Origin of the sequence: Microbispora triticiradicis, from assembly GCF_005864065.1 — a bacterium.
Classification (GTDB): Bacteria; Actinomycetota; Actinomycetes; order Streptosporangiales; family Streptosporangiaceae; genus Microbispora; species Microbispora triticiradicis.
On sequence record NZ_VANP01000007.1, the window covers coordinates 283,154 to 297,261 of the forward strand.

At 70.3% G+C, this 14,108-nt stretch carries 15 protein-coding genes; 7 read left to right on the forward strand and 8 right to left on the reverse strand.

The window, feature by feature from the left end:
• Positions 1-11: 11 nt before the first annotated feature.
• Positions 12-1,193: a hypothetical protein gene (locus FED44_RS20310; protein WP_138461682.1), complete on the forward strand. Its 1,182-nt coding sequence runs from the start codon at positions 12-14 to the stop codon at positions 1,191-1,193.
• Positions 1,194-1,253: 60 nt separating this feature from the next.
• Here the strand turns inward: FED44_RS20310 and FED44_RS20315 are convergent, their stop codons facing one another.
• Positions 1,254-1,622 (reverse strand): VOC family protein, encoded by a 369-nt coding sequence (locus FED44_RS20315; RefSeq protein WP_138461683.1) that lies wholly within the window; start codon positions 1,620-1,622, stop codon positions 1,254-1,256.
• A 224-nt stretch (positions 1,623-1,846) separates the two neighbouring features.
• On the opposite strand from FED44_RS20315, the gene FED44_RS20320 reads away from it, so the two are divergent.
• The 3 genes from FED44_RS20320 to FED44_RS20330 all read left to right on the forward strand — a co-directional run bounded on the left by FED44_RS20320 (position 1,847) and on the right by FED44_RS20330 (position 4,923).
• A complete protein-coding gene (locus FED44_RS20320; protein ID WP_138461684.1) occupies positions 1,847-2,785 on the forward strand; it encodes an acyl-ACP desaturase in 939 nt (312 codons plus the stop codon).
• A gap of 66 nt (positions 2,786-2,851) precedes the next feature.
• On the forward strand, positions 2,852-3,079 hold the full coding sequence (locus FED44_RS20325) for a hypothetical protein (protein ID WP_111699146.1): 228 nt from the start codon (positions 2,852-2,854) through the stop codon (positions 3,077-3,079).
• Between the two features lie 458 nt (positions 3,080-3,537).
• On the forward strand, positions 3,538-4,923 hold the full coding sequence (locus FED44_RS20330; protein WP_187406096.1) for an alpha/beta hydrolase: 1,386 nt from the start codon (positions 3,538-3,540) through the stop codon (positions 4,921-4,923).
• Positions 4,924-5,127: 204 nt separating this feature from the next.
• On the opposite strand, the gene FED44_RS20335 is transcribed toward FED44_RS20330, so the two are convergent.
• Positions 5,128-5,877 (reverse strand): SDR family oxidoreductase, encoded by a 750-nt coding sequence (locus FED44_RS20335; RefSeq protein ID WP_138461685.1) that lies wholly within the window; start codon positions 5,875-5,877, stop codon positions 5,128-5,130.
• A 158-nt stretch (positions 5,878-6,035) separates the two neighbouring features.
• On the opposite strand from FED44_RS20335, the gene FED44_RS20340 reads away from it, so the two are divergent.
• Both FED44_RS20340 and FED44_RS20345 read left to right on the forward strand, forming a co-directional pair.
• Positions 6,036-6,689: a TetR/AcrR family transcriptional regulator gene (locus FED44_RS20340; protein WP_244302100.1), complete on the forward strand. Its 654-nt coding sequence runs from the start codon at positions 6,036-6,038 to the stop codon at positions 6,687-6,689.
• Positions 6,690-6,762: 73 nt separating this feature from the next.
• On the forward strand, positions 6,763-7,776 hold the full coding sequence (locus FED44_RS20345) for a PaaX family transcriptional regulator (protein WP_167521520.1): 1,014 nt from the start codon (positions 6,763-6,765) through the stop codon (positions 7,774-7,776).
• An 84-nt stretch (positions 7,777-7,860) separates the two neighbouring features.
• Here the strand turns inward: FED44_RS20345 and FED44_RS20350 are convergent, their stop codons facing one another.
• Both FED44_RS20350 and FED44_RS20355 read right to left on the reverse strand, forming a co-directional pair.
• Positions 7,861-8,739, reverse strand: a complete 879-nt coding sequence (locus tag FED44_RS20350; RefSeq protein ID WP_138461687.1) for an alpha/beta fold hydrolase — start codon at positions 8,737-8,739, stop codon at positions 7,861-7,863.
• Between the two features lie 124 nt (positions 8,740-8,863).
• Positions 8,864-9,229 carry a DUF1330 domain-containing protein gene (locus FED44_RS20355; RefSeq protein ID WP_111699153.1) on the reverse strand — a complete coding sequence of 122 codons (366 nt, stop codon included), beginning with the start codon at positions 9,227-9,229 and terminating at the stop codon, positions 8,864-8,866.
• Between the two features lie 337 nt (positions 9,230-9,566).
• Here FED44_RS20355 and FED44_RS20360 point away from each other — a divergent pair, with 337 nt between their 5' ends.
• A complete protein-coding gene (locus tag FED44_RS20360) occupies positions 9,567-10,118 on the forward strand; it encodes a TetR/AcrR family transcriptional regulator (protein ID WP_138461688.1) in 552 nt (183 codons plus the stop codon).
• Positions 10,119-10,183: 65 nt separating this feature from the next.
• On the opposite strand, the gene FED44_RS20365 is transcribed toward FED44_RS20360, so the two are convergent.
• Genes FED44_RS20365 through FED44_RS20380 form a run of 4 tightly spaced genes read right to left on the reverse strand, consistent with a single transcriptional unit; the run spans position 10,184 to position 13,991 of the window.
• Entirely contained in the window at positions 10,184-10,399 is a 216-nt protein-coding gene (locus FED44_RS20365) for a hypothetical protein (protein ID WP_138461689.1), read from the reverse strand.
• Between the two features lie 12 nt (positions 10,400-10,411).
• Positions 10,412-11,344, reverse strand: coding sequence for an alpha/beta fold hydrolase (locus FED44_RS20370; protein WP_138461690.1), 933 nt, complete (start codon positions 11,342-11,344; stop codon positions 10,412-10,414).
• The gene (locus tag FED44_RS20375; RefSeq protein ID WP_138461691.1) at positions 11,341-12,330 is read right to left on the reverse strand and encodes an NAD-dependent epimerase/dehydratase family protein; all 990 of its coding nucleotides are present in this window, start codon (positions 12,328-12,330) and stop codon (positions 11,341-11,343) included. Before FED44_RS20375 ends, FED44_RS20370 begins: the two co-directional genes overlap by 4 nt.
• Positions 12,327-13,991: a fatty acid CoA ligase family protein gene (locus FED44_RS20380; RefSeq protein WP_208759084.1), complete on the reverse strand. Its 1,665-nt coding sequence runs from the start codon at positions 13,989-13,991 to the stop codon at positions 12,327-12,329. The genes FED44_RS20375 and FED44_RS20380 overlap by 4 nt, the downstream gene beginning before the upstream one ends.
• Positions 13,992-14,108 lie beyond the last annotated feature (117 nt).

Below are 14,108 nucleotides of genomic sequence, written 5' to 3' on the forward strand. Positions count from 1 at the left end.
CGGCCGCGATGATGCCGTTCGAGGAGCAGGAAGCACTGGGGACGAAGGCGCTGGGTGAGGAAAGCGAGATCACTCCGCAGGCCCGCGTCCTCCGTCCCGACGCGACCCGCAACGCGACGAGAGCGCTGACGGCGTCCGCCCCGCGCCAGGCGCCACCGGCGGTCCCGGTGCAGGTGTCGTGGCTCGACATCCCCCTCATCCCCCAATCGGTGGCGACCGGGGATGCGTTGGATTCCCAGCTGAACGACCGTATGAACCGGGTAGACGCCGCGATCGCGCAGGCAGAGGCGTCGGTCCTGCATGATCTGTACGGAATGATCATGCCGCTCAGTCTGCTGCGTGAGGTGGTGACGACGGTGCGCGCGAAGCTACAGGCAAAGCCCGTCGAAGTGCCGGAGACGGTCATGACGATCAACACCGCCATTGCCCGGATGCGCGCACAGGTGCCACAACGCAGGACGCTCATCGTCTTCGACAAGAGCGCGGGCCCCTCGGTCGACCGCTTGACCAAGGAGACCAGGAAAGGCCCGTACCGCTCCCGCTGGACCGAGATCCATCCGGTGGGCTCGATCTACGACATAGCCCAGGTGATGGCGGACCTGAAGGAGACGTGGACGACGCTCGACCGGCTCGTCATTCAGGGACACGGGCAGTCGGGCTATCTGTGGGTGGGCGGCGGCACCAATCCAACCACCAAGTATGACAACACGGACAAGGCGTTCTCCGCCTCGGTCGTGACTCCGGGGCAGCGGTCGTACGCCGTCACGAACGGTCTGCGCAAGCAGGCGCAAGCACTGGGCCTGGGTTACCAAGGCGGCTTCGCCGACTGCCCCGCCGTGATCCTGACCGGGTGCAACGTCGCCTACAGAGAGATGGGCCGCGACCTCGTCCGGCTGATCTCCGCGAACGTGTTCCCCCTCTGCGTCGTCGTGGCCTTCGTCGACTACACGACCATCTACGACGATCCCGACAACCGGCAACGCGGCATCATCTGGAAGCTCGGCGGCACCGGGGTCGAGAAACGACTCCCGCAACCGGACACGATGGTGGTGGCCTATCAGGGTGAGTTCCTGGACTGGGAGCAGTACCAGAACCACCGGCTGATCGGGCAGCGGGGAATGGAGCAGCCGGGGCAGGGACTCCTCACCCAGATGCGGACCATTGGGGTCGATCTCGGACAGCCCCTGAAATGACCTGGCACCGCGTCGCCGTGACGAGGTCCCGTGCTCCGGAGCGCGGACGAAGTGGTGGGTTCAGCGCGACTGGTGGCAGACCGCCTCGACGTTGTTGCCATCGGGATCGCGTACGAAGGAGCCGTAGTAGTCCGGGTGGTACTCCGGCCAGACTCGCGGCTCGTGCAGGACCTCCGCGCCGGCGCCGACGGCCGCGGCGAAGAAGGCGTCGACCAACTGGCGGTCGGTTGCCGTGAAAGCGATGTGCGACTCGCGGAAACCGTCGCCGGTCGACTGCCGGCCGATCCAGAACGTGGGGCGGTCGACGCCGTATCCGATGACCGGACCGAACTCCATGATCCGTCTGCCGCCGAGCGGCGCCAGAACGGCGTCGTAGAAGGCCGCGCTCTTGACGAGGTCTCCGCACTGAATCGAAAAGTGATCAAGCATGGCGGCAGTCTGCCAGACGGCACCGACAGCAGCGGGGCACCCAGACAGCTGCATGATGGAGTGCCGCGTCCTCCGCGGCAGCGTCAGCGGAACTCCTCATCCACTACATAGTCAAGACTGAGAAGTCGAGCGCAGAGATCCGACGCGGGGACGCGCCGCCCTGGATAGCGTACTTACGCCGGCTAGATCACTTAGTCGGAGTTCTCTACGTCCGGGGGTTGTCCATGTCGATCACGTCTCGTCCGCTCACACAGACGGAGCTTCTCCTGGAGCTCGAACCCGTGGTCGGGCGGGAGCTGGATCGGCATCTCGCGGTGGCCAGGGAGTGGTTCCCGCACGAGTACGTTCCATGGAGCGAGGGCCGGACGTTCGACGGTGTCCTGGAGGGTGAGGCCTGGTCGCCGGAGGACTCCTCGATCTCCGAGGCCGCCCGTGTCTCTCTCGTCGTCAACCTCCTGACCGAGGACAACCTTCCGAGCTACCACCACGAGATCGCCACCACTTTCGGCAGGGACGGCGCCTGGGGCACGTGGGTGCACCGGTGGACGGCGGAGGAGGGGCGGCACGGGATCGCCATCCGTGACTACCTCACCGTCACCCGGGCCGTCGACCCGGTCACCCTGGAGCGGGCCAGGATGAGCCACATGGAGAACGGCTTCGCCACCCAGTACGACGGCATGCTCCGGCAGTTGGCATACGTATCGTTCCAGGAGCTGGCCACCCGTATCGCCCACCGGAACACCGGGAGGGTATCGGGGGACGGGGTCTGCGAGAGGCTGCTGTCGAGAGTCGCCGCTGACGAGAACCTCCACATGCTCTTCTACCGGAACCTGCTCGCGGCCGCGTTCGAGCTGGCCCCTTCGCAGACCATGCGAGCCGTCACCGATGTCGTGACGTCGTTCCAGATGCCGGGCCAGGGCATGGAGGGTTTCCCCCGCAAGTCGGTGACGATCGCCATGGCGGGTATCTACGACCTGCGACAGCACTCTGATGAGGTCCTGCTCCCGGTGCTGCGGCACTGGAAGGCATTCGACATCGAAGGGCTCGACGCCGAAGGGGAGCAGGCTCGCGAGGAGCTGTCGGCCTTCCTGGCTCAGCTCGACGCGGCCGCTGCCCGCTTCGAGGAGAGACGGGAGGCCCGGCGGGCGAGGGCCGAAGCCTGAAACGGGGCGCAGGCAACTAGGGCAATACGTCGCGAGCGGTCTCGTCGGCGGCACATACTGGAGAGGATGAAGCCAGCCAGCGGCGAGCATCGCCGTCACCTGTCCACAAGTCCCTTCAAACCCCCGCCCCCCGCCGCGCCGCTCGAGCGGTTCAGCGTGAACGACCAGGTGACCCACGATCGGTACGGCCTCGGTGTGGTCATCGGTGTAGAGGACGGCGTAGCCGTGTTCGTCGACTTCCGATCGCAGCAGGAACGGATCACGGCTCCGTTCAAGCGGCTGTACAAACTCTGAGACCGCTGCACCCCAGGGGAGACGCCCCCGGGTGTGGAGCGGCGGATTCGGGTTCGCCGAAGAATCCGAGGTCGCAGACGGCAACCCCGACGGCAACGTCCACCGCCCAACCGTCGTTCGGCGAGGACGTTGCCGTGGGGAAGCTGAGGACGTGAGTCTCCACTATGCCGCGGGCACAGGTGGCGTCCGGGGACTGTTGATCACACTTCTGGGTGAATATGTATGCCCGGCCAGGCGACCCGCACCCATGTCGGCGTTCATCGACGCACTGGGCCGCTTCGGCAACCCGGCACCCGGGGCCTGGATCAGCACGCGCCCCAGCATCGCCGCTCGCCCGGTCTGCTCTTGACGAGTGACCGACGTTCGGCATGCTCTTGACGGCGGTAAAAAAGCTGCCATAGCTTCGGGGGGTTCCGCGTTCACAGGACACCCTCCTCTTCCGATATGGGAGCGCTTTCGTGCCTCGACGCCTCCTCCGCATTCCCGCCGCCGTCGCCGGCTCTCTCGCCCTCGCCGCGGCGACCCTGACCGGAACCGCCGGGGCCGCGACGGACACCCGGACCGGCGCCATCGCCGCGGCCGCCGCCCCCTCGCACCTGTCCGGCACCCTCGCCGACGGCGCCACCTGGATCGCCGACGTGCCCGCGGACTGGAACGGCACACTCCTGCTGTTCAGCCATGGCTATGGTCCGGCCGTCGCGCAGAACGCGCCTTCCGACGAGGCCCGTACGGCCCTTCTCTCGGAGGGTTACGCGCTCGCCGGTTCCTCCTTCGATCCGCAGGGCTCGTGGTGGGCGCTGAACAGCGCCGAACGCGACCAGTTCGCCACCCTGGACGCCTTCGGCCGTACGGCCGGCCGGCCGTCCCGCGTCCTGTCGGTCGGGCTGTCCATGGGCGGCCTGGTCAACGCCCAGATCGCCCGCGACGGGGCCGGCCGCGTCCACGGGGCCCTCGGGCTGTGCGGTCTCGTCGCGGGAGGCGTCGACCTGGACAACTACCAATACGACGCCGAGTACACGATCGCCTCGCTGCTGATGCCCGGCCAGGAGGTGCGGCTCACCGGCTTCGCCGACGCAGCGGACGCCGCCGCGACGGCGCAGCGGCTGACCGACGCCGTGACCGCCGCGCAGGCCACCCCGCAGGGACGGGCCAGGATCGCGCTCGCCGCCGCCTACCTCAACCAGAGCGACTGGGCGCCCGACCACGACCCGCCGGCGGCCGGCGATCCCGAGGGGCAGGAGGCCCAGCAGTTCGCCTGGCTCTCCCAAGGGGTGCTCGGGTTCATCGAGAACGGCCGCTGGTCCATCGAGCAGTCCGCCGGGGGCAACACGTCCTGGAACGCCGGGATCGACTACGCGGCGCTGCTGCGCGACTCCGAGCACGCCGGCCAGGTCCGGGCGCTGTATCGCAAGGCCGGCCTCGACCTGCGCGCCGACCTGGCCACTTTGACCCGCGGCGCGCACCTGCACGCCGATCCGGGGGCGCGGCGCAGGCTGGAGGCGTCCTCCACCGCCGGTCAGCGCCTCGCGGTGCCGCTGCTCAACCTGCACACCATCGCCGACCAGCTCGTTCCGGTGCAGCAGGAGACGGCGTTCGCCGAACGGGTCCGGGCGGCCGGTGACGACCGGCTGCTCCGGCAGGCGTACGTCGCGCGCCAGGGCCACTGCGCCTTCACCACCGCGGAGATCGTCGCGGGTGTGCGGGCGATCGACAGGCGGGTCACGACCGGCCGCTGGGGCGACGTCGCCGAACCCGCCGTGCTGCAGCGCTCCGCTCTGTCGCTGAACCTCGGCGGGGCCGCCTTCGTCCGCTACCGGCCCGGCCGCCTCGTCGTCGGCCGGTGATCGGCTCGCGGACGCCGGCAGGCCCGGCGGAGACCAGGTGATCCCGGTCCGCGTCCACCCGTTCGCGGTGGAGGCGGACCGGGGCACTCTGGGTCGATCGTCGCCCGGCGCGTCGCGGCGTGCCTGGTCGCCGAAGGCGTCGTACGGGTTCGCCGCGAGCGGTTCGGGCACACCGCGCATAATCCCTTCGGTAGTCGTCCGTGCTCAGACCTGGCTGGCGCCGCCGTCCACGTAGATCTCGGAGCCGGTCATGTAGGTGCTGGCGTCGGAGGCGAGGAAGACGACCGCGTCGGCGACCTCCTCCGGGCGGCCCAGCCGGTTCATCGGCACGCCCGCAGCGAGGTTCTCGAGCAACTGCTGTGAGCTCGCGGCGTCCGGGGCGAGGCCGCTGAGGCCGGGGGTCTCGATCGGCCCCGGCGCGATGCTGTTGACCCGGATGCCGCGGTCCACGAGCTCGCTCGCCCAGCTGCGGGTGAAGGAGCGCAGTGCCGCCTTGCTCGCGGCGTAGACGCTGAACGCCGCCGCGCCCTTCACGTCGATGTTGGAGCTGGTCACCACGATCGAGGCACCGCGGTTGAGCAGGGGCAGCACCGCCTGCACGGTGAACAGGGTGCCGCCGACGTTGGTGTTGAAGGTGTCGGCGTAGTGCTGCCAGGTGACGTCGCCGAGCGCGGCGAACTCGCCGCCGCCGGCGTTGGCGAACACGATGTCCAGCCCGGTGCCGCGGTCCCGGATCGACGCGGCGACGCGGTCGAGGTCGGCCAGGTCGGTCACTTCGGCCGCTACGCCGGTGGCGTTCTCGCCGATCTCGGCGACGGCGGCGTCGAGAGCCTCCTGCCGGCGTCCGGAGAGGAAGACGTAGGCGCCCTCGGCGGCGAGGCGGCGGGCCGCGGCGAGGCCGATGCCCGCTGTGGCGCCGGTGACGAGGGCGGTCTTGCCGGTGAGCTGTCCCATGGTGATTTCTCCTTCGTTCACTTCGTCAGAGCGGCCAGTCCGCGTCACTGTGGAAGCGGCAGGCCGGGTGAGCCGGGTTTGTTCCTATTTCTGTATCGATCGGTACGCAATAGGGAACCCTAGTACGCGTCCAGATATTTCTGTACTGATCGGTTAGGATGAGGGACGTCACCGAGGTGGGAGACGAGAAGATGGCGGAGAAGACCCGGGAGCGGGGCCGTCCGCGAGGCTTCGACGCGAACGCGGCCCTCGACCGCGCCGTGGAGGTGTTCTGGCGCCGGGGTTACGAAGGCGCCTCGCTCAGCGACCTCACCGAGGCCATGGGCATCAACCGGCCGAGCCTGTACGCCGCCTACGGCAACAAGGAGGAACTGTTCCGCCGGGCGGTCGCGCGCTACGCAGAGGCCGACATGGCGTACGCGCGGGAAGCGCTCGCGGAGCCCACGGCTTACCAGGTGATCGCCAGGTTCCTGCGCGCCAACGCCGACGCCCTCACCCGGACCGACCGCCCGCCGGGATGCCTGTCCATCCAGGGCGGTCTGTCCGACGGCAGCGACGGCGGCAGCGTCGCCCAGTTCCTGGCCGCCAGCCGGCTAGCGGGGGAGCGGGCGCTGGCGGAGCGCCTGGCCCGCGCGGTCGACGAGGGCGATCTACCGGCCGGGACCGATCCGGTGGCCCTCGCCCGCTATGTCATGGTCGTCAGCGAGGGCAACGCGGTGCACGCCGCGGCGGGCGCCGATCGGGCAGGCTTGCACGCCACCGTGGACATCGCGCTGCGAGCCGTACCAGGAAATCCGCAGGGGGCGGGGTGAGGGTATCGATGAGTCCCCCGTCACTCGGCGCCGGCACTTCGGCGAGGGCGTTGTGGTGGGGCAAGCTGAGGGCGTGAGTGTCGTTGTATCTCCGGATGACGTCGGAGTCCCTCGGGCGCAGGCCGGCCCCACTCCGCAGCACCTGCTCACGACCTTGCTCGGTGAGTATCTCGACTCCTCGGATGCCGATCTTCCGTCGATGGCGGTGGTCGCGATACTCGGGGAGTTCGGTATCAGCGAGTCCAGCGCGCGGGCCGCGTTGTCCCGGCTGACCAAGCGTGGCCTGATCGCCGTACGGGGGTCGGGGCGGCCGCCGGTGTATCACCTCACGCCTGCGGCGATCGCCAGGCATCGGTCCCGGATGGATCATTTCCTGAGCTTCGGCGCGCGCCCGCCGCAGTGGACCGGGGAGTGGGTGACCGTCTCCTTCTCGGTCCCCCAGTCCGGCCAGGGCCAGGCCCCGCGGCACGCGGTCCGCAAGGCTTTGGGGTCGCTGGGATTCGCGCGGCTGTACGACAGTGTGTGGATCCGGCCGGGATCCGATTCCGGTCCGGTGACCCGAGCGCTCCACGACGTTCTGGACGGTGTCGAGGGGAGCCGTTGGTCGGTGACGCGCGCCCGGTTCGAGGAGGAGGCCGGCCCGCACGGTCCGGCCGCCGCCTACGATCTGGCCGGTCTCGCCGCAGCTTATGAGGCTTTCATCGCGCGATACTCGGATTTGCGGGTGGCCGTACGCAACGGGGAGGTCGACGCGGCCCGGGCGCTGGTGGCCCGGACCTCGGTCATGGATTCCTGGCGGAAATTCCCGGACATCGACCCGAACCTCCCCGAGCACCTCCTGCCGAAACCGTGGCCCTGCCAGGAGGCCAGGGCCCTCATGCTGGAGATCCATTCCGCTCTCGGCTCGCTCGCCGAGGCGCGGCTCATTCAGGTGGCGACCCCGTATTGGCCGGACGCCGCGTCCTGGATCACCCACTTCCAGGCGTCGGAGAACGGTGTCTCGGTCCCGGCCGCCGGAGACGGTCGCAAGAAACGGGCGTTGACACGAACATCGCGGAGCGCAAGGCCCGACAGCGCGTACGGCTGATGCTTCTACAAGGTGCGGAACGGTGTACAGCTCCGTTCCGGCAGTCGCACGAGGGGAAGGGTCTCCGGCTTCCAGGGCGGGTGGTCAGGCGCGAACGAACTCGACGATGGCGCGGGCGAACTCCTGAGGCTGCTCGAGATGGCCCATATGCCCGCTGTTCTCGAGCACCGTCAGGCGGGAACCGGTGATGCTCTCATGGGCGACGCGCGCCCAGCGAGTGCCGCCGAAGAAGTCGTGCGCACCGGAAATGATCAGTACGGGAACCTCCAGCGAACGGAGTTCGTCCCGCACGTCGAACGGCACGGGTTCCTCGCCGTGCATCGGGTCGATCCAGGCGTTCAGCGCGGCGCGCATCGGCTCCAGTTTCTGCTTGTGCGCCCAGTAGTCGGCGAAGTATGCCGGAAGGATCTCCCTTAGGGGCGTGGTGTACGCCTCGTCGTCCTGCGCGGCCAGCGCTCGCTGGAACGCGTCGGGGATCTCGCCGGCTGCGGGCCGGTGCGGGAGTCGCTGCGGAAATCCGCTGATGTTCGCCATCGCGTCGGCCCAGAACTCCTCGCCCGTGACCGGCGAGGTGGAGTAGAGGATCGCTCCGGCGACGTGACCCGGGTGATCGAGCGCGTAGCGCTGGACGACGAACCCGCCGTGCGAATGGCCGAGCAGGAAGACGGCGGGTACGCCCAGATGCTCGACCACGCCATGGACGAACCGGGCGTAGGTGTCGATCCGGTAGTCCCGGCGGTCGTCGAGGCGGCCGGAGGATCCTGTGCCGATCGGCTCGAGGTACACCATGGTCAGGTGCTCTTCCAGGGCCGGCGTCCGCAGGTACTCCCAGGCGATGCCCGGACCGCCCGAATGCACCAGGCACACCGGGCCGGTGCCCGCGACATGGAAGACCTGCCGCGTACCCTCGATGCTGATCTCATGCCTGCCCCGCGCGAGGGAGGGGGAGGTGATGGAACTCATTCGTCATTCCCTTGTCTATCGGCCGGCGACCGGCTCGTGTGCTCGAACGGGGAGAACAGGCCCCGGGCCCTGACCCCGGCGAGCGGATCAGGGCCGTACGCCGAAGGCCGCGTCTGTCCGCCGCTCAGCTGGGGGAGCCGGATGCCGACTGAATGGCCGCTCGGACCTGCTGGGCGAATCCCCGCACGGTGTAGTCCGCGGGAAGGCTGTCGATCAGCACGAGATCGGAGATGGCGTTGTTGACACGCAGGGGCAGGATCTTCTGGTATTCCGCCGAGTTGTACCATCGGTCGGCGGCGGCGCGGTCGGGGAACTCCATGAGGACGACCAGGCCTGGCCACGCTCCCTCCACGACGCTGACTTCCCCGTTGGCGAGCCACTTGCCGCCGTAGGGCTTCACGGTGGCCTCGACCTCTTCGAGGTAGGTCAGACCCGCTTCGTTCGGGACGTCCCCGGGGATGCGGAGGTGGTTGATCAGGTAGGTGCTCATGTCGAGCCTTCCGTCGAGTGGCTGGGATCGCTGCAGCGGCTCTTAGATTACGCACATAATCTTTCGATCTTGTCCCGCGCGGCCGGGTTCGTGACGCATCTCACGTCGCTCTCGTTGATCCATGGCCGGATCGGCGGGTCTGGGCATGGCGTTGCCCACAACGGCGCCTCGTAAGTGATCGGGTGGAGGCGTCCGGGGGCGCGCGCCCCGGAGCTCTGGGGGTGCGGCGGCGCGTATAGATTGCGACTATAATCTACGTCTCACGCGGCAGGCCGGCCCGAACGCCTGGTATCCAGCTTCCGACCCGTTGGTGAATCGAAGCGACGAGGGATCGAAGATGAGTCGAGTATCACAGGCTGAGGCACGGGAAAATCGAAAGCGTGTGGTGGAATCCGCCTCGCGACTCTTCCGCGAGAAGGGGGTGCGCGATGTGAGCGTCGCCGACGTCATGCAGTCGGTCGGCATGACGCAGGGCGGCTTCTACAAGCAATTCGCCTCCAAGGCGGCGCTCGTCGACGAGGCCACAGCCAGGGCCTTCTCCGACATGCTGCGGTATCTGGCGGCCTTGGACGACGACCAGGGTGGTCACGATGCCGCGTGGTCGTCACTGATCGACTCCTACCTGGCACCCGAAGCACGTGACAACCCCGGCAGCGGATGCCCGGCAGCCGGCTTCGCCGGCGATTTCGCCCGAGACCCCGAATGGCGCGACACCTACGCCGCCGGAGTTCGCGACATGGCCGGCTGGATCGCTCCCGGGGACACCGGGCTGGCGGCCCTGTCCACCCTTGTGGGCGCTCTCCTGCTCGCTCGAGCGACGGCGGGCTCCCCTCTGTCCGAAGAGATCCTGCGAGCAGCGAGAAAGGTAGCAGCTCGACTGACCGACTGACATGGCGATCGTGACCGATGGGACGGCGTTCAGGGGGTGGTTGAGACGGGCCTCCTGATGATCATTCAGAGGGCGGGGGCGTGGCGCATACCCTGTCCGATGCGCATCATCGTTCGAAGGCTCAGGCTTCCCAGGTCACGCCGTAGGTCCTCGCGGTAGAGGACCCCGATGTCGTCGCACAGCACTCGCCCGGCCACGAGATCGCCGGCGGTCAGCTCGATGATGCTCGGCAGGGGAGGTTTCCGCGACGTGGTGATCCGTACGGCAAGGAAGCTCGGCAACTGTCGGTTGCATCAGGCGTCCGTACGAGGCGAACCGCGCAGGAAGGAGCGGATGGCGGGGACGAGGTCGGCGTGGGCGTCTTCGAGCAGGTAGTGGCCCGCGCCGTGATACCGGCGAATCCGGGCGGCGGGGAAACGCCGCCGCCATTCGTCCAGTACGGCGCGGTCGAAGACCGGGTCGTCCATTCCCCAGGCGATCAGCGTGGGCCGGTCGGCGAACTGCGCCAGCGACGCGCCGGTGGCCCGCAGGAGCGGCCAGGAAGGGTCGCCGGGGCGCAGCGGGATGTCCTGGACGAAGCGCTGGATGGCCACACGGTGCTCGGGCCGGTCGTAGGGGGCCAGGAACGCCGAACGTACCGGAGCGGGCATCCGGCGCCGGACTCCCAGCGGACGCCAGGTGGCGCCGCGGGCGAACAGGTTGTGGCGCAGGAACAGGCGGGTACCCAGCCGGGTGTCACGCAACACCCGGTACGGCAGGCGCAGCAGGGGACGTACGCGTTCGCCGTGCGGGTTCGGAAAGGCCGCGGTGTTCAGCAGGACCAGACGGGCGATCCGGTCCGGGTGGCGGGAGGCCCAGGCCATGCCGATCGGCCCGCCCCAGTCGTGCAGGACGAGGGTCCACCCGTGTTCCGGAGCGCCGCCGCCGGTGATGAGGTGTTCGGTCAGCGCGTCCAGGTCGTCCACGCGGGCGGCCAGGTCGTAGGGGTAACGGCCGGCGTCCGGCTTGTCCGACAGGCCCATGCCGATGTGGTCGGGGGCGACGCAGCGGAAATCCGCACGCAGCGCGAGGATCGGCCGCCGCCACAGGTAGCTCCAGGAAGGGTTCCCGTGCAGGAACAGCACCGGCTGTCCCGCCCCCTCGTCCAGGTAGTGCTGGCGCAGGCCGTCACGGCGCGGGTGGGCGAACCACCGGGAGGCGAACGGATAGTCCGGGAATCCGGTCACCGGATCTTCTCCGTGGAAAGGTGGGCGGTGAGCCGGGCCAGTCCGTCCGCCATGCTCACCCGGGGCCGGTAGCCGAGATCGCGACGGGCCGCGGAGATGTCGAACCAGTGCGCCGTCGAGGCCTGCTCCACCAGGAACAGCAGCGGTGGCAGGCGCCGCGTTCCCGGCAGCCGGCGAGCCCGCTCCAGCAGCCGGGCCGCCCGCAGGACGGGTCCGACGGGCGCCCGGCGGGTCACCGGAGGCAGCCCGGCGGCGCGCAGCAGCAGGTTGAGCCATTCCCCGAAACCGCACGGCTCGCCCTGGGCGATGAAGTAGGCCCGGCCGGCCGGGGGCGAGCCCGGGCGCAACCGGTCGAGAGCGAGCAGGTGGGCGTCGGCGGCGTTGTCGACGTAGACGGTGTCGACGGTCTTGTCGGCCTCGCCCAGCAGGCACAGCAGACGGCGTCCCGCCACCAGCCTGGGCAGGAAGTGCGGATCTCCCGGCCCCCAGATGAGATGCGGGCGCAACGCGACCGCCGTCACCCGCCCGGCCGCGGCGTCGGCGAGGACGAGCCGCTCGGCTGCGGCCTTGGTCCGGGGGTAGGCGGCGGGAAAACGGCGGGCGTACGGCACGGACTCGTCCACGCCCTCCAAGTCCCGCCCGTCGTGGACGACGCTCGGCGAGGACGTGTGGACCAGGCGGGCCCCGTGGCGCGCGCAGGCGTCCAGCACGTTCCGCGTGCCCGACACGTTGACCTCCTCGTAGTCCCGGTCCCGTCCGTGTACGCCGGCCTTCGCGGCGCAGTGCACGACCGCCTCGCACTGGGCGACGGCGGCCGCCACCGCCGCGCGGTCGCGTACGTCGGCCAGGTGCTGGACGACCCCGAGCGCCGCCAGCGCCGGGCTGTGGTGCCGCTGGAGCGCGTGGACGGTGTCACCGCGGGCGGCCAGCCGCCGGCAGACGGCCTCTCCGAGGAAGCCCCCGCCCCCGGTCACCAGGACCCTCATGGCCGGCCCGGCCGTACGCGGCGCGCGGCCCACCGGGCGAGCTCGGACCGGCGGATCTTGCTGTTGTGCCGGGCGTCGACCGGGAACCCGGGATGGAACAGCACGTCCCGGAGCCCGGCGGTGTGCGGATGGCGGGCCGCCACGTCCAGGACGTCGGCCGTCACGCGTGCGTCGTCCCGGGATCCCGGCTCGCGCTCCACGACCAGGACCGGACGCTGCGCGCCGGCGGGACCGACGCCGACCAGCGCGGCGCGGCGGACCCCGGGCACGGCGGCGAAGACGGGTTCGACCTGGTCGGTGTGCAGGTCGCCGCCGGCGGTGCGGACCCGTTCCGATTTGCGTCCGGCGAACCAGAGCCTTCCCTGCTCGTCGAACCGGCCGACGTCGCCCATGCGGTGCCATACGCGGTCGCCGTCGCGGATCCGGGCCAGCGCGGTCGCCTCCGGATCGTCCAGGTAGGGATCGCTGACGGTGGGGGCGGCCACGGCGATCTCCCCGATGGCGCCGGGCGGCACGGCCAGATCCGCACTCCACCGTTCGACGGGGTCGTCGCTGAGGGCGATGACGCGTACCTCGGTGCCCGGGAGCGGAGGGCCCAGGCAGGTGCCCGCCCCGGCGGCGGTGGCCGCGGCGTGCTCGGCGAGCAGGCGGCTCTCGATCGCGGCCACCGGCATGCACTCGGTGGCGCCGTACACCGACAGCACCCGCGCGTCGTCGCGCAGGCAGCCGCGCAGGCGGTCCATCACCGGCATCGGCAGCGGCGCCCCGGCGGACACCACGTCGCCGAGCGTGTCCAGCACCAGGTCATGGGTGACGCAGTGCCGTGCGAGCCGGTCCAGTAGCGCCGGGGCGGCGAACATCCCGGCCACGCGATAGCGCCGGATGTCCGCGACCAGGGCGGCCGGGTCGGCTCGCACCGGATGCCGCGGGTCCATGTCCGGGATCACCACGGTCGCGCCGAACGCCGCCGCTCCGAGGGCGAACGGCGCGAACGTCGACATCACCGGCGTTCCCGGTTCCACCGTGCCCAGCGCGCCCAGCAGGGTGAGCTGCGCGGCCAGGTGCCGGTGCCGCAGCGGCACGCCCTTGGGCGGGCCGGTGGAACCGGAGGTGTACGCGATCAGCGCCAGGTCGTCGGGCCCGGCGGAAGGCTCGCCGGGCCGAAGGCCGCGTGCGGGCACTCCGGACGGCCATGCCGAGCCAAGGGCCCGCCGCGAGGGGACCGTGACGGACACGCGGACGTCAGGGGCCCAGCCCAGCAGCCTCCTGGCCAGGTGTACGGCGGGGATCGCGACGAAGGCTTCGAGTGCCGCCTGGCGCAGACAGCGCTTGATCGCGCCGAGCGGCAGCCCGGGATCGACCAGCACCGGCACCGCGCGGAGCCGTACCAGGGCGACGGCCAGCGCGCCCAGTTCCGGGCCCGGCGGGACCAGCAGGCCGGTACGCATGCCGGGGCGGATTCCGGCCCCGGCGAGGACCGCGACGGCGTGGTCCACCGACCGTGACAGCTCCCCGTAGGTGGTGGCCGCCGGGCTGCGGCCGCCGACCTGGCAGGCGATCACGTCGGGCTGCTCGCGGAACCAGTGCTCGGCGCGGACGATCAGCTCGCTGACCGGCTCGGCCGGGCCGGAGCCGCTCGAAGGGGTCGCCTGTGTGGTCACCGGATCACCGCCGCACGTCGGCGATCCCGGATCGGGGGAGTCGGCTGTGCGGTCACCGGGATCACCGCCGCTTGTCGGCGGTTCCGGCTCGGGGGAGTCGGCTGTGCGGTCAGCGGG